General features: G+C 60.8%; 16 protein-coding genes and 1 pseudogene. 5 read left to right on the plus strand and 12 right to left on the minus strand.

The genetic code is table 11. From position 1 onward, the window contains the following. Window positions 1-259 precede the first annotated feature (259 nt). Both N2A41_RS15555 and N2A41_RS15560 read left to right on the plus strand, forming a co-directional pair. Complete coding sequence (locus N2A41_RS15555; protein WP_222331350.1) at window positions 260-1,300, plus strand: glutamine synthetase beta-grasp domain-containing protein; 1,041 nt, start codon at window positions 260-262, stop codon at window positions 1,298-1,300. Between the two features lie 245 nt (window positions 1,301-1,545). Beyond that, a complete protein-coding gene (locus N2A41_RS15560; protein ID WP_260109182.1) occupies window positions 1,546-2,730 on the plus strand; it encodes a glycosyltransferase family 4 protein in 1,185 nt (394 codons plus the stop codon). 251 nt (window positions 2,731-2,981) lie between these two features. Here N2A41_RS15560 and der read toward each other — a convergent pair whose 3' ends face one another. The 3 genes from der to N2A41_RS15575 all read right to left on the minus strand — a co-directional run bounded on the left by der (window position 2,982) and on the right by N2A41_RS15575 (window position 5,896). Beyond that, a complete protein-coding gene (der, locus tag N2A41_RS15565) occupies window positions 2,982-4,406 on the minus strand; it encodes a ribosome biogenesis GTPase Der (protein ID WP_222279895.1) in 1,425 nt (474 codons plus the stop codon). Between the two features lie 15 nt (window positions 4,407-4,421). Further along, window positions 4,422-5,105 (minus strand): tetratricopeptide repeat protein, encoded by a 684-nt coding sequence (locus N2A41_RS15570; protein ID WP_260109183.1) that lies wholly within the window; start codon window positions 5,103-5,105, stop codon window positions 4,422-4,424. A 206-nt stretch (window positions 5,106-5,311) separates the two neighbouring features. Then, a complete protein-coding gene (locus tag N2A41_RS15575) occupies window positions 5,312-5,896 on the minus strand; it encodes an NnrU family protein (RefSeq protein WP_222331347.1) in 585 nt (194 codons plus the stop codon). 122 nt (window positions 5,897-6,018) lie between these two features. On the opposite strand from N2A41_RS15575, the gene N2A41_RS15580 reads away from it, so the two are divergent. Beyond that, the gene (locus N2A41_RS15580; protein ID WP_170260632.1) at window positions 6,019-7,008 is read left to right on the plus strand and encodes a polysaccharide deacetylase; all 990 of its coding nucleotides are present in this window, start codon (window positions 6,019-6,021) and stop codon (window positions 7,006-7,008) included. 173 nt (window positions 7,009-7,181) lie between these two features. On the opposite strand, the gene sbmA is transcribed toward N2A41_RS15580, so the two are convergent. Next, complete coding sequence (sbmA, locus tag N2A41_RS15585; protein WP_222331346.1) at window positions 7,182-8,447, minus strand: peptide antibiotic transporter SbmA; 1,266 nt, start codon at window positions 8,445-8,447, stop codon at window positions 7,182-7,184. A gap of 125 nt (window positions 8,448-8,572) precedes the next feature. Next, on the minus strand, window positions 8,573-9,757 hold the full coding sequence (locus N2A41_RS15590; RefSeq protein WP_260109184.1) for an MFS transporter: 1,185 nt from the start codon (window positions 9,755-9,757) through the stop codon (window positions 8,573-8,575). A gap of 166 nt (window positions 9,758-9,923) precedes the next feature. On the opposite strand from N2A41_RS15590, the gene N2A41_RS15595 reads away from it, so the two are divergent. Then, window positions 9,924-10,499, plus strand: a complete 576-nt coding sequence (locus N2A41_RS15595; RefSeq protein WP_260109185.1) for a PadR family transcriptional regulator — start codon at window positions 9,924-9,926, stop codon at window positions 10,497-10,499. A 266-nt stretch (window positions 10,500-10,765) separates the two neighbouring features. Here N2A41_RS15595 and map read toward each other — a convergent pair whose 3' ends face one another. From map to glpK, 7 genes and pseudogenes are all read right to left on the minus strand, one after another. Further along, a complete protein-coding gene (gene map, locus N2A41_RS15600; protein ID WP_260109186.1) occupies window positions 10,766-11,524 on the minus strand; it encodes a type I methionyl aminopeptidase in 759 nt (252 codons plus the stop codon). Window positions 11,525-11,667: 143 nt separating this feature from the next. Continuing rightward, window positions 11,668-12,729 (minus strand): LLM class flavin-dependent oxidoreductase, encoded by a 1,062-nt coding sequence (locus N2A41_RS15605; protein WP_260111056.1) that lies wholly within the window; start codon window positions 12,727-12,729, stop codon window positions 11,668-11,670. Between the two features lie 379 nt (window positions 12,730-13,108). Then, a pseudogene (locus N2A41_RS15610) lies at window positions 13,109-13,399 on the minus strand (GIY-YIG nuclease family protein). 163 nt (window positions 13,400-13,562) lie between these two features. Beyond that, window positions 13,563-14,030, minus strand: a complete 468-nt coding sequence (locus tag N2A41_RS15615) for an SRPBCC family protein (protein ID WP_260109187.1) — start codon at window positions 14,028-14,030, stop codon at window positions 13,563-13,565. A gap of 100 nt (window positions 14,031-14,130) precedes the next feature. Beyond that, the gene (locus N2A41_RS15620) at window positions 14,131-15,390 is read right to left on the minus strand and encodes an RNA polymerase sigma factor (protein WP_260109188.1); all 1,260 of its coding nucleotides are present in this window, start codon (window positions 15,388-15,390) and stop codon (window positions 14,131-14,133) included. Next, the gene (locus N2A41_RS15625) at window positions 15,387-15,761 is read right to left on the minus strand and encodes a YciI family protein (RefSeq protein ID WP_017965421.1); all 375 of its coding nucleotides are present in this window, start codon (window positions 15,759-15,761) and stop codon (window positions 15,387-15,389) included. Before N2A41_RS15625 ends, N2A41_RS15620 begins: the two co-directional genes overlap by 4 nt. A gap of 173 nt (window positions 15,762-15,934) precedes the next feature. Beyond that, on the minus strand, window positions 15,935-17,428 hold the full coding sequence (gene glpK, locus N2A41_RS15630) for a glycerol kinase GlpK (RefSeq protein ID WP_260109189.1): 1,494 nt from the start codon (window positions 17,426-17,428) through the stop codon (window positions 15,935-15,937). A gap of 157 nt (window positions 17,429-17,585) precedes the next feature. On the opposite strand from glpK, the gene N2A41_RS15635 reads away from it, so the two are divergent. Then, on the plus strand, window positions 17,586-18,362 hold the full coding sequence (locus tag N2A41_RS15635) for a 3-hydroxybutyrate dehydrogenase (protein WP_017965423.1): 777 nt from the start codon (window positions 17,586-17,588) through the stop codon (window positions 18,360-18,362). The last annotated feature ends 1 nt before the right edge of the window (window position 18,363 follow it).

Below are 18,363 nucleotides of genomic sequence, written 5' to 3' on the forward strand. Positions count from 1 at the left end.
CTTAACGCCGCATTTTTCATCCGAGCCCAGATGGAAAAGATGCGTTTTGATGGCCGATACCGCCTGCGAGCGTTAAAAACAGCCCGATTAACCAAAAGGGAAAAAATCGGTCGGTACGCTGATTCGCGATTTTTCTTTCGCGCGGCGCCAAAACTGGCACGCTACATGCTTTTAAATCGTCATCCCTGGCGATCGGATGCGCTTGCGCGCCGAGATTGCCTCCGGATTTGCTCACCTTTGTAGCACTGAGAGAGTCGCGATGACAAAATTTAAGCTCGAGTACATTTGGCTCGATGGGTACACACCGGTACCGAACCTGCGTGGCAAGACGCAGATCAAGGAATTCGATGAATTCCCGACGCTGGAGCAGCTTCCGCTGTGGGGCTTCGACGGTTCGTCGACCATGCAGGCCGAGGGCCGCAGCTCTGACTGCGTGCTGAAGCCCGTCGCCATTTATCCCGATCCGGCCCGCACCAACGGCGCTCTCGTCATGTGCGAAGTCATGATGCCGGATGGCGTCACGCCGCACGCATCGAACGCCCGCGCGACCATCCTCGACGACGAAGATGCCTGGTTCGGCTTCGAACAGGAATATTTCTTCTACCAGAACGGCCGTCCGCTCGGCTTCCCTGAGCAGGGCTACCCGGCTCCGCAGGGTCCCTATTACACTGGCGTCGGCTACTCGAACGTCGGCGACGTTGCCCGCGAAATCGTCGAAGAGCACCTCGACCTCTGCCTCGCTGCCGGCATCAACCACGAAGGCATCAATGCCGAAGTGGCCAAGGGTCAGTGGGAATTCCAGATTTTCGGCAAGGGCTCCAAGAAGGCCGCCGACCAGATCTGGATCGCACGCTACCTGCTGCAGCGCCTGACCGAAAAGTACGGCATCGACATCGAGTATCATTGCAAGCCGCTCGGCGACACCGACTGGAACGGCTCGGGCATGCATTGCAACTTCTCGACCAAGTACCTGCGCGAAGTCGGCGGTAAGGAATATTTCGAAGCGCTGATGGCGCAGTTCGACAAGAACCTCATGGACCACATCGCGGTCTACGGCCCCGATAACGACAAGCGCCTGACCGGTAAGCACGAGACGGCTCCGTGGAACAAGTTCTCCTACGGCGTTGCCGACCGCGGTGCTTCGATCCGCGTGCCGCACTCCTTCATCAAGAACGACTACAAGGGCTATCTGGAAGATCGCCGCCCGAACTCGCAAGGCGACCCCTACCAGATCGCTTCGCAGGTTCTGAAGACGATCTCGGAAGTTCCGACTGCAAGCTCGGCCTCCGCTGCCGCTTAACCTCCCGAACGGCGCCGGTCCTCGATCGGCGCCGTGACCTTCTTTTTCCCGTATGAAAACCGCCGCCGGCTACCGACATAATCGGGGCGATCGGTCAGGCGAAAGCCCTGCAATCCTTGCAATATGGGCTGTAATATTTCCATCATGGTCATGCCTCAAAATAGAGAAGCGGGAATCGCCGTTCCGGAACCCCGCTTTGGGGTTGAGCGTTGGCATATCACTGCAACGCGGATGGAAATCGTGACATGCTGCAACGTCCGGCAAACACTAATAGCGGCGAGAGCTGGGCCAATTCCGCAGCCGCCGGAAACCTGCCCGAGAGGCTGGTGATCGTCACCGATGCCTGGCACCCGCAGGTCAACGGCGTCGTGCGTTCGATCGAGAACACCAACCGCGAACTGGCGAAGATGGGCATCGAGGTTTCGATGGTAACGCCGGAGCGCTTCAACAGCATCCCCTGCCCGACCTATCCTGAGATCCGCCTGTCGATCGCCAATTACCGCCGCATCGCCCGCGAAATTGAAAAGCACAATCCCTCCTACGTGCATATCGCCACCGAAGGTCCGCTGGGACTGACCGCCCGCCGCTGGTGCCTGAAGAACCGCATGCCGTTTTCGACGAGCTACCACACCCGCTTCCCGGAATACGTTTCCGCGCGCCTGCCGATACCGAAGAACTGGCTCTACTCCTTCGTCCGCTGGTTCCACAATGGCGGCGCCGGCTGCATGGTAGCGACACCGAGCCTTGCCCGCGAACTGTCGGAAAAGGGCATCCGCAACCTCATGCCCTGGAGCCGCGGCATCGACGCCACGCAGTTCCGTCCGATGGCGCTCGAGGAAAACCCCTTCGGCCTGTCGCGCCCGATCTTCATGACCGTCGGCCGCGTGGCGCTGGAAAAGAACCTGCCGGCCTTCCTCGATCTCGATCTGCCCGGTTCCAAGGTCGTCGTTGGCGACGGTCCGGCCCGCGCAGAGCTTGAAAAGCAATATCCCGAGGTCTTCTTCGCCGGCGTGCAGTTCGGCGAGGATCTGGCGAAAGCCTATGCCCAGGCCGACGTCTTCGTCTTTCCCTCGCTCACCGACACCTTCGGCAACACCATCCTCGAAGCACTGGCATCGGGCGTGCCCGTTGCAGCCTATCCGGTCACCGGCCCGCTCGATATCATCGGTGAGGACAGCGAAGTCGGGGCGCTCGACACAAACCTGCAAACAGCCTGCCTTGCCGCCCTCTCCGCCTCGCGTATCAAGGCGCGTGAACTCGCCATGCAATATTCCTGGGAAGCGGCGACGCTGCAGTTCATCAACAATATCCGCGCCGCCAACGGCGTGATCACGCCGAAATGGAAGAAGGCCTGGCAATTTGCCACCAAGTCGCTTCCAAGAAGCAGAAAGCCCGGCGAGACCGCCGGGCCTGTCCCGTCCGCAGACTGATCGCTCTTGCTTGTGCAAGGCGCTGTGGACGGCAGGTGTTTCGGCGATGGCGTTTAGAAGCACGAAGCAACTGCGATGCAGCAGACTTCACCCGCTGCCGGCCGAGATCGTGGCGCTGCGCGAGTCGTTGATCGGAAGCGCTGCTGAAGGGCCGGAATGGCTATCGCAGTGCTTATGATACCCCCAGAGGGGGTGGCCACACGGCACACGCCCAACTCCACAAAACGCCACGAATCAGCGTCAACCCAAGCCTACGTCCGTCTCTTCTTGCCTTCGAACGGATTGTCAGGCGAGCGGAAATGGATGCGGATCGGCACGCTCGGCATGTCGAAATCGGCGCGCAAGCCGTTGATCAGATAGCGTGTATAGGATTCCGGCAGCGCATCCGAGCGGGTGCAGGAAATCATGAAGGCCGGCGGGCGGGCTTTGACTTGCGTCATATATTTCAGCTTGATGCGGCGGCCGGAAACGGCCGGTGGCGGATGCTGAATCTGCTGCGTCTCCAGCCAACGGTTGAGCCGCGCCGTCGAGATGCGCTTGTTCCAGACCTTGTCCGTGTCGATGATCGACTGCATCAGCTTGTCGAGCCCCCAGCCGGTCTGGCCGGAGATCGGCACGGCGCGAATGCCGCGCGCCTGCGGCAGCAGCCGGTCGGTCTTTTCGCGCAAGTCGGCAAGCACCGCCTGCCGGTCTTCGATCATGTCCCACTTGTTGAAGGCGAGCACGGCGGCACGGCCCTCGCGCAGCACCAGGTCGACGATCTGCAGGTCCTGTTTCTCGAAAGGGATCGTCGCATCGAAGACGATGACGACGGTTTCGGCAAAGCGGATGGCGCGCAGTGCATCGGCAACCGAAAGCTTCTCCAGCTTCTCGATCACCCGCGCCTTGCGGCGCATGCCTGCCGTATCGAACATCTTGATGGTGCGGCCGCGCCAGTCCCATTCGACCGAAATAGAGTCGCGAGTGATGCCCGCCTCCGGCCCGGTCAAAAGCCGATCCTCGCCGAGGAAGCGATTGATCAGCGTCGATTTGCCGGCATTCGGCCGGCCGACGATCGCCACCCTGAGCGGCTTGGTCTCATCATAGGCCGGCTCCTCGTCCTCGTCGCTGCCCTCGCCTTCGGTCTGCGGAATGTCGACGTCAGTGACGGCGACATCCTCCTTGGCGGGATAGGCTCGGTCTTCGCCGATTGCCGCAACGATGGCGTCGCGCAGGTCGAGCATGCCCTGCCCATGTTCGGCCGAAATCGGCGTCGGTTCGCCGAGCCCGAGCGTATAGGCGTCGTAAAAACCGCTGTCTGAGCCGCGCGCTTCGGATTTGTTGGCAACGAGCACCACCGGCTTGCCGCGCCGGCGCAGCATTTCGGCAAGGTCGGTATCGACGGGCGTCAGTCCGCTCTTGGCGTCAACGACGAAGAGCGAAAGATCCGCCTCGTCGATCGCCGCTTCCGTCTGCGCCCGCATCCGGCCCTGCAGGCTCTCCGCGTCGGCGTCTTCCAGACCAGCCGTGTCGATGATCGTGAAAGTCAGGCCCATCAGCCGCGCATCGCCCGGCCGACGGTCGCGGGTTACACCCGGCGTGTCATCGACAAGCGCCAGCTTCTTGCCCACCAGCCGGTTGAAAAGTGTCGACTTGCCGACATTCGGGCGACCGACGATGGCGACCGTGAAACTCATTCTTTTTCCTTAAGCTCAGCCCTGAGCGGCGGGCGCCTTGCCGGATGCGGTAATCAGATCAAGCATCATATGGGCGCGATTGGCAATATTGCGCGGGCTGTCGGTATCGTCGACGATCGACTGGAACCACTGCCGCGCCTGCGCCATGTTGCCGGCCTTATAGGCGGCAAGGCCGAGTGCCTCACGCGCCGAATGGCGGAAGGCGTTGCCCGGCACGGCCATTTCCTCGATGGCCGCCGAAACCTGCTCGTAAGAGCCGTTCTCGATGAGCAGCCAGCCTGCACGCATCTTGGCGGCATCACGTACGGCCGCGGGAACGCCATTGTCCTTGCCGATCTCGTTGAAGGCGGCGATTGCCGCTGCGCTATCGCCCTTCTGCGCCTGAACGGTCGCGGCCCGCATGCGCGCCAGCACCGGATAGGCGCCATGGCCTTCCTTCTCGAGCTTGTCGAGCGCGGCGAGCGCCTCGTCGTTCTTATTCTCGTCGGCAAGTTTCATCGCCGCCAGGAACTGATCGCCGGTGCCCGACGAGCGGTTGTCGTCCCAATACTCGTAGACGACCTTGCCGGCGGTACCGACGACGATCAGGATGGCGACAGCAATGATATAGCGGCCGAACCGGCGCCAGACGCCCTTCATCTGGTCAGACCGCAATTCCTCATTGACTTCACGGATGAAGCTGTCGTCGTTGAATGCCATTCTCGTCTCCGGCCGCGGAAATACCCACACGCTGTGCAAAACGCACATAGTCGGGCCTTCTACTCCATTTTGCCGCCGTTGTAAGGGGGATGTGAAAGATTAGAGCGCCGCGCGTCCAACAGGACGCGCTAAGGACGCTCTAACACTTTGAATCCGCGCATAATCCTTTCCGAAAATCGGAATCTATTTTCGGGGTTATGCGTCGGTCACATGACGAGCGGCGAAACCCCGATCAACCATTCGTGCAGCTTCCAGATGATCAGCGCCCAGACGACGATGCCGATGACAACAGCATAGAGATCGTATTTGGCCGAGACGAACGGCCGGAGCGTGATCTCGCCCGCCCGCTGCCGCCGTTTAAGCGAAATGCGCAGGATGACGCCCCAGGCGAGAAAAGCGCCAAACAGCAGCACCGACGATGTCTCGCCATTGGCGAGCAGATGCGCCAGCGCCCAGATCTTCACCGACAGCACCATCGGATGTTTGGTCTTGGTCGCGATATGCCCCGCTGGCAGCAGCGAGGCGACGAGACAGATCATCGCGATCAGCATCAGCGTGATTGTTATATGCGCCATCCAGACCGGCGGATTGTAAACCACGCCGGTCACATGGCGCGCCTGCCCGAAGCCGTAGATCAAAAGGATCAGCGTGGCGATGCTGGCAATCGAATAGGCCGCCCGCCAGCCCTTCTCGCCGAGGCTTGCGATCATCGAACGACGAAAGTCCGGCAACACCACCCGCACCAGATGCACCCCGAGGAAAAGTATGATGCCGACGATAAGCAATGTCATTGTGGATCCCTTCCGTGCCGTTTGTCATGGCTTACCGGCTGGCGTGAAAAAACGCCAGCGAGACCGCAGCTTCGCCGCAATTCTATCGGAGGGAAACCGCGAACCAAATTGTCGCGGTGTCCATGTCCCGTCTTCTCCTCTCCACCTGCCTTTCTGTTTCGCTTCTCATCGCCGCAATTGCCGAGGCGGCCGACCGACCGAAACAGCTCGTCATCATTTCCTTCGACGGCGCCCACGACAATGCGCTCTGGTTGAAGAGTCGCGAGATGGCGGCGAAGAACGGCGCCCACTTCACCTATTTTCTCTCCTGCACTTTCCTGATGAACGAGGCGGCGAAGAAGGCCTACCAGGCGCCACACCAGAAACGCGGAAAATCCAATGTCGGCTTCGCCCAGAGCGACGACGAGATCCGCGAGCGCCTCGGCAATATCTGGCACGCCCATCTCGAAGGCCACGACATATCTAGCCACGCCTGCGGCCATTTCGACGGCCGCCTCTGGAGTGAGGCCGACTGGTCGGCCGAATATGCCACCTTTCGCGCGACCTTGAAGAATGCCTGGAGAAGCGTCGGCCTCCAGGAGCCGGCCGGGTGGCAGGATCTGGTCGATCACGGCATCAAGGGCTTTCGCGCGCCCTATCTGTCGGCGACAGCGGGCGCCGACATGATCGCCGCCGAAAAGAAGGCGGGCCTCAGCTATGACGCGAGCCTCGTCACCAAGGGCCCTGCCATGCCTGTCGAGGAAGACGGCATCATCCGCTTCGGCCTGCCGCTGATCCCCGAAGGCCCGAGCGAAAAGCCGATCATCGGCATGGACTACAATCTCTTCGTCCGCCACTCCAAGGGTGAGGAAGACACCGCCGATTCCGCAGAATTCGAGAACCGCGCCTACGCCGCCTTCAAGGAGGCGTTCGACAAGCAATATGCCGGCGCCCGCATTCCGCTCCAGCTCGGCTTCCACTTCGTCGAAATGAACGGCGGCGCCTACTGGCGTGCTCTTGACCGACTGGTCAGCGACGTCTGCCACCGAACGGATGTGGCTTGCGTCAGCTATTCGGAAGCGATCCCGATGATCGAGGTGCGCGGGAAATTGCAACAGACGTCGGGGCTCTGAAGAGCCAATTATCTGGACGAACCGACGTGCCGTGCGGCCCCCTCATCCGCCTGCCGGCACCTTCTCCCCGCTGGGGAGAAGAGATTCGTTGCGACGCTGCGATTCCCCCTTCTACCCGGCGGGGAGAGGGGGCCGCACGCGCCGACATTTCGATTACGGACAAGCCCCGCCCATCAACCGTCAGCGTGCAGGACGCCCGTCTCACGCTCCAGGTAGCGCTGGTCGATTTCAGGCAGCGGTTCGTCGTCGATTGCGGCCTCGAAGGCCTTGAGGCGTTTGTGGATCGACAGAAGCTCGATGATCGTCGTCCAGGAGTTGACGAGATACTGGAACGAGTTGCTGACCTGGCCGAATGCGGTCGAGATCTGCTGGAAGATACCGTAAGTGATAGTGCCCGCCACGATCGTCGGCACTAGCATGAAGACCACGAAGAGCGCGTCGGCCTGGATGTAGAAATAACGGGCGACATTGAAATACATGTAGTGGAAATACATGCGGTAATAATTGCGACGGACGTTGCCGAACAGCTCCCTGACTGTCAGCGGGTCAGCCCGTTCCGCATGGTCCTCGCCATAGACGAGCTCCTTGCGATAAGCTGCTTCGACGCGCTGGTTGCGGAAATTCAGCCCCGGCAGCTTAACGCCGGCGACCGCCAGCAGAAGCGTGCCGAACGCCGACCAGAACAGCGCCAGCCAAAAGAGCGAGTTCGCCACCGGCCCAATGAACGGCAGTTCGGTCACGTAATGCGACAGCGCCAGAAGGATCGGAAGGAATACCACGAGCGTCATCACCGAGTTGATCAGGCTGATACCAAGACCTTCGAGCGTGCTCGAAAAGCGCATCGTATCTTCCTGAACGCGCTGGGAGGCGCCTTCGATATGACGAAGCTTTTCCCACTTCGACATGTAGAAATTGTTCATCGCCGTTCGCCAGCGGAAGATGTAATGGCTGGTGAAGAAGTCGGTCATGATCGACACGAACATGCTGAGGAATGCGATCTGGCAGAAGACCCACATCAAGGTGTAGAAATTCTCGACGGAAATGCCTGGCTGCTTCGACAATGCGTTCTGCAGAAGGTCACCAAACGGCCGGCGCCAGTTATTGATCACAACGCTGATCTGGACGCCGAAGTAGGTCACGAAGATGATCAGTGCCGAACCCCAGATCGACCAGATCTTCCAGGGGTGGTTCAGCGCCCTCAGATGCCATGCACCGCAGAAGATCACCGCCGACAGAAGGAAATAGCTGTAGAACCAGACATTTTCGGGCAGCAGGAAGAACGAAAGGTCGATCGGTTGCTGCTCTTCGGGAACCGGCGCATAGCCGAGCGATACACCGAGACTGGCGGCGAAGAGATACCAGCCGGCAATGGAAATCAGGGTCCAAACAACGAGCGAAGTAAAGAACGCCTTTGGCTGCGGAAAAAAGGAATGAAACACGGGAGGCTTTGCTTTCCTGAACTGTGAGTCTCGGGAGTGTCGTCGAACACTGATTGTGCCGGAAACTAAGGCAGTTCGAAGGACGCAGCAATGGGTTCGGCCGATTGTTACGGAGATGTAACCGGTTAAGCGATTTTCTTGATCACCGGCACCACCAGCGCTGCGCAGACGACGAGGGCCACGGCGGCGATCACTGTCGGGACGGTGAAGCTGCCTACGCGCTCGGCGATCCAGCCGGCAACGACAGGCCCGACGATCTGACCGACGCCGAAGGCGGCCGTCATCATCGCCAGGATCCGCCGCGGACTGTCAGGCGAAAGCTTGCGGCCGATCTGCAGTCCGTAAGCGGTGATCGCCAGGAATGTCGCTCCGAACAGCGCCCCCCCGATCAGCGGTGCGACGGAAGGTGGCAGCGCCACCGTCGCGAGCACGCCGGCGGCTTCGACCAGAAGGGCTGCGACATAGACCCCGCCAAGCCCAAGCGGCCTGACCAGAGGCTTCCAGGCAAACAGCGCTACCGCAGCCGTCAAGCCGGCGACGAACCAGCAGAGGAATTCGACGAAGGGTCCCGTTGCAGAAAGGCGTGCGATGGTGACGAGGAAGGTCGCGGTGATGACGTAGCCGAAGCCGAACAGGCCGTAAGACAGCGTCAGCAGCACCATCGGCCGGTTCCAGATGAGCGCCGGCTCCTTGCCTGCCTGCGCCGATTGCGCCGGCGACGACGGCAGCAGCAAGAAAACGACGACGAGGCTTGCCGCGCAATAGAGCGCCCCGCCGATCCAGTCGGCGCGCCAACCGCCCGGCCCGTCGTGAAAGCCGAGGCCGATCAGCAGCACCATAACCGAGGACAGCGCGATACCAGCACCCGGCCCGCCGAAATGCGCTGCTTGCACATGGTCGTTGCCGGCAGCAGCCCCGTGGCTGAGCACGATCGACGAGGTGAAGACCATCGCAAAGGCACTGGCGACACCGGCCAGGAAGCGAATGATGGCAAAGACGACGACGGAATCAGTGGCCGCCATGGCGGCAAGCAGGATCGCGGTTACCAGCAGCGACAACAGCGCCACCAGCCGCTCCCGTCCGGCCGCCCAGCCATAGGCGGCAAGCACGGCACCGACGAGATAACCGACGAAATTCGCCGATGCGATGAAGCCGGCATCTGCCGCCGAAAGCGGCACGCCGCTGATCATACCGGGCAGGATTGGCGTGTAGGAGAAGCGCCCGAAGCCCATGGCGGCGGCCATGGCAATGGCGCCGGCAGCGGCGGTGGAGACAAGATTCGGCGAGGAGTGACGGATGCGCTCGAGCATGCAGCGCTTATCGCGCCGCAGCATCGGTGGCACAATCAAGTAATTCTGATCGATTGATCAATTTCCCGAAACGCCGGAAATTTTCACCTTCTCTTGAAAAGAGTTATCTTACGATATATGTTTTACGACATAGTCAACGATACATCTAACGATGAAGGGAAGAACCATGAGAGGTTTTAAAGGCGGCATGTTCGGCGGAGATTTCCGCATGGGCCGCAAATTTGCGGCTGGTGATCTCCAGCTCGTCATCCTGGCCCTGCTCGCTGAGCAGCCGCGCCACGGCTATGAATTGATAAAGTTGCTGGAGGAGCGGTCCGGCGGCTTCTACGTGCCGAGCCCCGGCGTCATCTATCCCGCCCTCACCTATCTCGAGGAAACCGGCCTTGCCGAGGTGGAGGTGGAGGGCGCCAAGAAGCTCTACCGTATCACCGATGCCGGCCGCGTCCGCGTCGAGGAAAACCGCGCCATGATCCTGCATACCCTCGCCAAGCTGGAACGCATCGGCGAGAAGATGGCCCATGTGAAGCGTGTCTTCGAAACCGACCGTCACGGCGCCGACGAAGGCGATGACGGCGATTTCATGCAGGACGGTGGTGATATCCGCGCCGCCCGCATACTGCTGCGCTCGGCCATGCGGATGCGCTATCCCTGGTCGAAACCCGAAGCCGCCCGCATCGCCGGGATACTGGAACGCGCGGCGACGGAAATCCTGCAGGGCGGCAGGCCGGGAACGCGCGGTTAAAAAGGAAGGCTGGCTGGCAAGCTCGGTGAGTTGACGAGTGCGCGAACCTCTCCTCCCTCATTCCTGTGCTCGTCACAGGAATCCAGTGCGCCCAAGTCCTTGGGCGCGGAAGACTTTTTCGCTTGAGGTATCGGGTCAATTCACCGCGCGGACGCGCGGTGGCTGGATTCCTGTGACGAGCACAGGAATGAGGGAAGAGAAGTGGGCGCACCCTACAAAGCGTCGTGGAGATGCAAACCTTGAAGGGTGAGGCGCTCCCTAACGCCCTACCCCCGTTCATCCGGCAAGGTCAGAACCACCGGCCCGTTACGTGTCGCCACCACCGTGTGTTCGTATTGCACGGTGGGCGCCTTCGGATCGGCATAGAGCGTCCAGGCATCGTCGCCACCTTCGGCCCATGTCGCGCCGAGTGAGAGAAACGGCTCGACGGTGAAGACGAGGCCTTCCGTCATCATCCGTTTTTCCGAAGGATCCGGCCAGGTCGAGAGTTCGGCCGGCTCCTCGTGCAGCGAGCGGCCGACGCCGTGGCTCGCCAGATTGGCGACCAGCGTATAGCGGTTCTTCTGCGCGAAGGCACCGACGGCAGTGCCGATCTTCGCCAAGGGTTCGCCCGATTTCACCTGGTTGAGCCCGACCCAGAGCGCCCGCTTGCCGTCGCGGCAAAGCCGCTCGATCTTCGGCTTCACCGGCGGCATCGCGAAGGAGGCACCGGTATCGGCAAAGAAACCATCCTTTTCCGCCGAGACGTCGATGTTGATGAGGTCGCCGGCGCGGATGACGCGCGGGCCGGGAATACCGTGGGCGATTTCCTCGTTGATACTGATGCAGGTGGCACCGGGAAACTGGTAGCAGAACTCCGGCGCCGAGCGCGCGCCGGAATCCTCGAGCACCTTGCGGCCGATCTGGTCGAGCTCCAGCGTCGTCATGCCGGGCTCCATCGCCGCCGCCATCACATGGATGGCGTTAGCACAGATGCGGCCGATCTCCTTGAGCTTTACCAACTCGTCGTCGTTTGCGATAACCATTCGTCTGTTCCGACCTTGCGCAGGACGGCCGTGGCCGCCCTAGAGCGCCGCGCCTCCAACAGGAGGCCCAAGGACGCTCTGTCCCTTCGTCTGCGGATAATCTTTTCCGGAAATCGATTTCGATTTTCGGCGTTATGCGCTCGTCAAGCCGTGGCTTTCGCCTCTTCGCTGCTATCAGTCAACGCCTTTCTGACGATCGGCGCGACTTTCGTACCGTAAAGCTCGATGCCGCGCATGATCTCGGCATGCGGCATCAGACCGATCGCCATCTGCAGCAGAAAGCGATCGTTCTTGAAAAGCGCGTGATGGGCGATGATCTTTTCGGCGACCACCTCGGGATCTCCGACGAAGAGCGCACCGTTCGGACCGCGCGACATGTCGAAATGCGACCGGTTCATCGGCCCCCAGCCGCGCTCGCGGCCGATGCGGTTCATCACCTCGGCCTGCGGACCGTAGAACTGGTCGGCGGCGGCCTCCGTCGTATCGGCGATGAAGCCGTGGACGTTGATGCTGGTCTTCAGCTTCGCCTGATCCTGCCCTGCCCGGCGCGCGGCCTCGCGGTAGAGATCAAAGAGCGGCGCGAAACGGCGCGGCTCGCCGCCGATGATCGCCAGCGCCACCGGCAGGCCCAACGCGCCGGCGCGCGCCACCGACTGTGGCGTACCGCCGACCGCGACCCAGAGCGGCAACGGATCCTGCAGCGGCCTCGGATAAACGCCCCGCCCGTTGATCGGCGCGCGAAGCTCGCCCTTCCACTCCACAACCTCTCTGTCGCGCAGCGCCAGCAGCAGATCGAGCTTCTCCTCGAAAAGCTGGTCGTAGTCTTCGAGATTGTAGCCGAACAGCGGGAAGGACTCGATGAAGGAACCGCGCCCGGCCATGATCTCGGCGCGGCCGTTGGAAATCAGGTCGAGCGTCGAAAACTGCTGGAAGACGCGCACCGGATCATCGGAGGAGAGCACGGTGACCGCACTTGTCAGGCGGATGCTCTTCGTCTTAACGGCGGCGGCCGCCAGCGCGACCGCGGGAGCCGACGCCGCATAATCCGGCCGGTGATGCTCGCCGAGCCCGAAGACGTCGAGCCCAACCTGATCGGCAAGCTCGATTTCCTCGATAAGATGCTTCAGCCGCTCGGCCCCTTCCGCGCCCTTGCTGCGGGAGGGGTTAGGATTGACGTCGGCGAATGTGTAAAGCCCCAGTTCCATCATCGGCATCCTGTTGAATTCTCGGTTGAGATAAGGATGCCGGGGATAGAGCGCAAATACAAATTCTGGAACGGAATATTCGAGAATTTCGATAGGCGGCATTGTGTTTCAGGCAGGCTTCATCGGGTGGACTTCAATAGGATGGCAAAGAGTCTTTGCGCCGTGGACACGGCGCTGCTGGATTCCTGTGACAGGCACAGGAATGAGGGAGTTCTTGGCAATCGTGGACTTCACAACAACTGCTTCCCCAATCTAGCATCTGATAATAAGACTTTGAATGATAAGGGATATGAGTGGCAGGATGTGCGCCTCTTGCTCCCTCATTCCTGTGCCTGTCACAGGAATCCAGCAGTCGCGCGTCCGCGCGATGAGAGACACCTCACAAGCCCAACAGATGAAACAAAATATCCTCCCATTCGGGATTCTCCCGCTCGATCAGATTGAGCTTCCATTGCCGCGGCCATTTCTTGATCGTCTTCTCACGCGTGATCGCAGCGGTCAGCAGATCATGCTCCTAGAACCACACCAATGTCTTGACGCTGTATCTCGACGTAAAGCCCGGTGTCAGCTCATTCTGGTGTTCGTGCAGACGCCCGGCCAGGTCGCGCGTCACGCCGGTATAGAGCGTGCCGTTGCGTTTCGACGCGAGGATATAGACGTAGCCCTTCATGGCTGAAGATTGTCACACCTCATACCAAAACGCACCTGGAGAGACCAGTCGATCGCTGATTTCGAATCTGGATCAAGCACTTCGAAGCCACGGCGGAATAATTGCTCGAATGACTTCACACGGCAGATGACGAAAAGGGCCGCGCAGGCGGCCCCGTTACTGTTCACATCTTCGCCAGCAGCTCCGCCAGTTGGTCTGCAGCCTTGCCCCATCCTTCGTGGAAGCCCATCTTCTCGTGTGCTTCCTTGTCCTCGGCGCGCCAGTGCAGCGCCTTGGCTGTATATTTCGTGCGACCCTTGCCGAGATCTTCGAGCAGGATCACGCCCGTGAAGAAAGGCTTCTCGGAAGGCACCCATGCGCTGGTATAGGCATCGGTGAAGACGATCTTCTCGTTCTCGACGATTTCGAGATAGACGCCACGGTTCGGGTATTGATTGCCCTCGGGGTCATGCATGACGATGACGTTGGAACCGCCGGGGCGGACGTCGAGCGTTGCTTCCGCCACACCCCAGGGACGCGGCACGAACCACTGCTTCAGCAAGGCGGGATCGGTCCATGCTTTATAAATCTTCTCGCGCGGCGCGTCGAATTCGCGAACGAGGACGAGTTCATATTGCGTGCTGGCGGTCATGTCGACATCTCTCCATTTCAATGAAACCTGTTTCCCGTCAGGTTGTTACAAGGACGTGTCGAAGTTCGCCGTTCCGACAACGCACCGGCTTTTTCGCATTTTATTTTGCGACCGGCTGCGTGGCCTCTTCCTGCATCTTGTCGATCTGCCGGCGGATATGGGCTGCCTCGGCCGCCGAATGGGCGAGCGCAATGGCGCGATCGAAGGCTTCACGCGCCTGGCTGGTCAAGCCAAGCTGCTTCAGCAGTCCGCCCCGCAGGCCGTGATAGTAGAAATAGCCGCCGAGTTTTTCGCCAAGCGGATCGATGAGGTCGAGCGCATCCTGCGCACCCTGGAGCTTGGAGACGACGACAGCCCGGTTCAGCGTTATGACAGGCGATGGCTGGAGACGCTCCAGCGCGCGATAGAGCAGATCAATCTCCACCCAATCTGTATCCTCGGCGCGTTTTGCGCGGGAATGAACAGCGGCGATGGCTGCCTGAATCTGATAAGGAGCGGGCTGACGATGGCGCAGCGCCTTGTCGAGCAGCGCTAAAGCCTCGTTGATGAAGGGTTGGTTCCAGAGCGACCGGTCCTGATCTTCGAGCAGCACGATCTCGTCCCCGGCGTTGAAGCGCGCCGGCCGGCGCGAGATCTGCAGGAGCATCAGTGCAAGCAGCCCCATCAGCTCCGGTTCCGACGGGAAGATATGCAGCATCAACCGAGCTAGCCGGATCGCTTCGTCGCTGAAGGCAGCCGCCTCATGCCTGGGATCCGCCTGGCTGTAGCCCTCGTTGAAGATCAGGTAGATCATCGTGCTGACGATCGAGAGCCGCTCGGCCCTCTCCTGCGGGCTCGGTGTTTCGAAAGGCACACCTGCCCTGGCGACGCGCGCCTTGGCCCGGGTGATGCGCTGTTCCATGGCGCTCTCGGAAACCAGGAAGGCACGTGCGATCTGCGGCACTGAAAGGCCGGAGACGATGCGCAGCGCCAGCGCGATCTGCTGGGTCGCGGGTAGATCGGGATGGCAGCAGATGAACAGCAGCCGCAGAATATCGTCGCGATAATGGGAATCGTCCAGCCGCTCGACGATGTCGCTTTCGGCATCCTCGGTATCGGAGATGACGTCCTCATCCGGCAAAGCCTGGATCTTCGCCCGCTTGCGCACCGCATCGATGCCGCTGTTTCGTCCGACGAAGATCAGCCAGGCCGTGGGATCGCGCGGTGGCCCTTTCTCCGGCCATGTCCGGATCGCCCTCAGACACGCCTCCTGAAACGCCTCTTCCGCGGTATCGAGATTGCGGAAATAGCGCAGCAGCGCGCCGAGCGCCTTCGGGCGGGCAGAGGCAAGCGCGAGGTCGATCCAGGCAATGTCTGTCATGATGAAGCATCTCCGGGCCTGAAGACATAGAAAGGCCGAATTTCGTAAGAGGTGGAACCTGGATTGACGGATGAAAGCTGCTTCGAGAAGGCGATCGCCTCGTCGAGCGTTTCGAAGTCGACCACGTAGAAGCCGAGAAGCGCCTCTTTCGTTTCCGCAAAAGGCCCATCGATGACCAAGGGCTCGTCCCTGCCCTTGCGCACCGTGGTCGCAGCCGTCGTCGGCATCAGCCGTCCGACAGGGCCGAGCCTGCCGGATGCGGCAAGCGGCTCCTGCACGGCGTAGAGTTTCTCCATGACGGCAGCTTCCTCCTCCTTGGTCCAGGCGAAGACGGTTTCCTCATGGGCGTAACAAAGGATTGCATAAAGCATCGCTCACTCCTCTTTTTGAATGACGAAGGAGTAACCGCTTACCCGACAGGCCGCATCAAAAAATTATTGACCGGAAATTCGTGATGTTCCCGAATACGGCGACGCAGTAGCCCCAGAAATAGCTGGGCATCTCCCGGGAACGAGCGGAATTATATCGCGGCACCGCCTGCCTCTTACCCCTCGCTTAGAGTCCGTTTGACCGCGCTCTTCCAACCCTTGAGCTTTGCCGCCCGCACCTTCTCGTCCATCTCAGGCTCAAACCGCCGATCCCGTTTCCACATCGCCGAAAATTCGTCCCGGTCCGGCCACACCCCTGCCCGGCTGCCGGCGAGCCAGGCGGCCCCCAACGCCGTCGTCTCCAGGATCACCGGGCGATCGACCGGCGCATCGAGCAGGTCGGCAAGGCGCTGCATCGTCCAGTTAGAGGCCACCATGCCGCCGTCGACGCGCAGCACCGTGTCGTCAGTGCCGTTCTTCCAGTCCTTCTGCATGGCATCGAGCAGGTCGCGGGTCTGATAGCAGACAGCTTCCAGCGCCGCCCGGGAGAGTTCCGCCGGGCCGCTGTTGCGCGTCAACCCGAAGATCGCCCCCCGTGCCGTGGCATCCCAATGCGGCGCCCCGAGGCCGGTGAAGGCGGGCACGAGATAGACCTCCTGCGTCGGATCTGCCCTTCCGGCAAGCGCGTTGGTCTCCGCGGCGCTGCCGATGATGCCGAGCCCGTCCCGCAGCCATTGCACGGCAGCACCTGCGATGAAGATCGAACCCTCCAGCGCATAGGTCGTCTCGCCATTCAGGCGATAAGCGATAGTGGTCAGCAGTCGATTTTTGGAACGCACCATGTCGGCGCCGGTGTTGAGCAGCGCGAAGCAGCCGGTTCCGTAAGTCGATTTCATCATGCCCGGCGCAAAACACGCCTGGCCGATGGTTGCCGCCTGCTGGTCGCCGGCCACGCCGAGGATCGGGATAGCAGCACCGAATATATCAGGATCGACCGTGCCGAAATCGGCGGCGCAATCCTTCACTTCAGGCAGCATGGCGGCGGGGACCCTCAGAATATCGAGCAGATCCTCGTCCCAGGCGTTTTCGGCAATGTTGTACATCAGCGTGCGCGAGGCATTGGTGGCGTCGGTAAGGAAACTCTTCCCACCCGTCAGCCGCCAGATCAGAAAGGTGTCGATCGTGCCAAAGCAGAGATCGCCCCGAGCAGCGCGCGCCCGCGCGCCTTTCACGTTTGCAAGCATCCAGGAAAGTTTGGTACCGGAAAAATAAGGATCGAGGATAAGGCCGGTCTTCTTCGTGAACAGCCGCTCCAGATCCTGCCGTTTCAGATTGTCGCAATAGCTTGCCGTGCGCCGGTCCTGCCAGACGATGGCATTCTGGATCGGTCGGCCCGTCTCGCGCTCCCAGACGACCACCGTCTCGCGCTGATTAGTGATGCCGAGTGCTGCAAGATCCCTAGCCTCGATCCCGGCATTGCGCAGCGCCATGTGGACGGTGGAGACGACCGAATCCCAGATTTCCTCGGGATCGTGCTCGACCCAGCCGGAGCGGGGGTAGATCTGGGTAAATTCTTTCTGGCCCTTGCCGACGACCTGCATGTCGCCATCGAAGACGATCGCCCGCGTCGACGTCGTTCCCTGATCGATCGCCAGAACATATCCGCTCATGAAAACCCTCCCTCAGCATGTCAATTGTCGTGACAAATCAATAGGACACGGATGCGGGCGAGAAAAGCGAATAAAGCGGAATTGCCAGCCCGCCGGCTTTGGGCATAACCTCGCAGCCAACGCTGCAACGCAGCATCGTGATTTCAGGGAGAACAGCATGAGCAGAACAGTCGTCGTCACCGGTTCCACCAGCGGCATCGGCCTTGCGATCGCCACTGCCTTCGCCGAAACGGGCGACAACGTCGTTATCAACGGTTTCGGAAAAGCCGATGAAATCAAGGCGATCGTCGGGCGGCTTGAATCAGTATCGAAGGGACGGGCGATCTACCATCCGGCCGACATGACCAAGCCCGCCGAGATCGCTGACCTGATCGAAACGGCAGCGAAAACCTTCGGCGGCGTCGATGTCCTGGTCAACAATGCCGGCATCCAGCACGTCGAGAAGATCGAGGATTTCCCGATAGAGAAATGGGATCAGATCATCGCGATCAATCTGTCGAGTTCCTTTCATACCTTGCGCGCCGCGATCCCGTTGATGAAGGCTAAGAAGTACGGTCGCATCATCAACATCGCCTCGGCCCACGGGCTCGTCGCCTCCCCCTTCAAATCCGCCTATGTCGCGGCAAAACATGGTATATTAGGCCTGACGAAGACGGCGGCGCTGGAGCTTGCCGAATTCGGCGTGACCGTGAACGCCATCTGCCCCGGCTACGTACTGACACCGCTCGTCGAGAAACAGATACCGGACACCGCCAAGGCGCGCGGCATGACCGAGGAGCAGGTGAAGAGCGAGGTCATCCTCAAGGCGCAGCCGACGCATGAATTCGTCAAGGCCGAGGAAATAGGCGCACTGTCGCTCTACCTCGCCAGCGATGCCGCCCGGCAGGTGACCGGAACGCACATCTCGATTGACGGTGGCTGGACAGCGGCTTAAC

Source organism: Rhizobium sp. SRDI969 (assembly GCF_025152725.1).
Taxonomy (GTDB): domain Bacteria; phylum Pseudomonadota; class Alphaproteobacteria; order Rhizobiales; family Rhizobiaceae; genus Rhizobium; species Rhizobium leguminosarum_I.

Excerpts from the sequence above, each read along its gene's own strand:
- N2A41_RS15605 (WP_260111056.1), bottom strand. The coding sequence starts at position 12,729 with ATGGAACTGGGGCTTTACACATTCGCCGACGTCAATCCTAACCCCTCC.
- N2A41_RS15570 (WP_260109183.1), bottom strand. The coding sequence starts at position 5,105 with ATGGCATTCAACGACGACAGCTTCATCCGTGAAGTCAATGAGGAATTG.
- N2A41_RS15595 (WP_260109185.1), top strand. The coding sequence starts at position 9,924 with ATGAGAGGTTTTAAAGGCGGCATGTTCGGCGGAGATTTCCGCATGGGC.
- N2A41_RS15620 (WP_260109188.1), bottom strand. The coding sequence starts at position 15,390 with ATGACAGACATTGCCTGGATCGACCTCGCGCTTGCCTCTGCCCGCCCG.
- map (WP_260109186.1), bottom strand. The coding sequence starts at position 11,524 with ATGGTTATCGCAAACGACGACGAGTTGGTAAAGCTCAAGGAGATCGGC.
- N2A41_RS15635 (WP_017965423.1), top strand. The coding sequence starts at position 17,586 with ATGAGCAGAACAGTCGTCGTCACCGGTTCCACCAGCGGCATCGGCCTT.
- N2A41_RS15625 (WP_017965421.1), bottom strand. The coding sequence starts at position 15,761 with ATGCTTTATGCAATCCTTTGTTACGCCCATGAGGAAACCGTCTTCGCC.
- glpK (WP_260109189.1), bottom strand. The coding sequence starts at position 17,428 with ATGAGCGGATATGTTCTGGCGATCGATCAGGGAACGACGTCGACGCGG.
- N2A41_RS15575 (WP_222331347.1), bottom strand. The coding sequence starts at position 5,896 with ATGACATTGCTTATCGTCGGCATCATACTTTTCCTCGGGGTGCATCTG.
- N2A41_RS15560 (WP_260109182.1), top strand. The coding sequence starts at position 1,546 with ATGCTGCAACGTCCGGCAAACACTAATAGCGGCGAGAGCTGGGCCAAT.
- N2A41_RS15555 (WP_222331350.1), top strand. The coding sequence starts at position 260 with ATGACAAAATTTAAGCTCGAGTACATTTGGCTCGATGGGTACACACCG.
- N2A41_RS15615 (WP_260109187.1), bottom strand. The coding sequence starts at position 14,030 with ATGACCGCCAGCACGCAATATGAACTCGTCCTCGTTCGCGAATTCGAC.
- N2A41_RS15580 (WP_170260632.1), top strand. The coding sequence starts at position 6,019 with ATGTCCCGTCTTCTCCTCTCCACCTGCCTTTCTGTTTCGCTTCTCATC.
- N2A41_RS15590 (WP_260109184.1), bottom strand. The coding sequence starts at position 9,757 with ATGCTCGAGCGCATCCGTCACTCCTCGCCGAATCTTGTCTCCACCGCC.
- der (WP_222279895.1), bottom strand. The coding sequence starts at position 4,406 with ATGAGTTTCACGGTCGCCATCGTCGGTCGCCCGAATGTCGGCAAGTCG.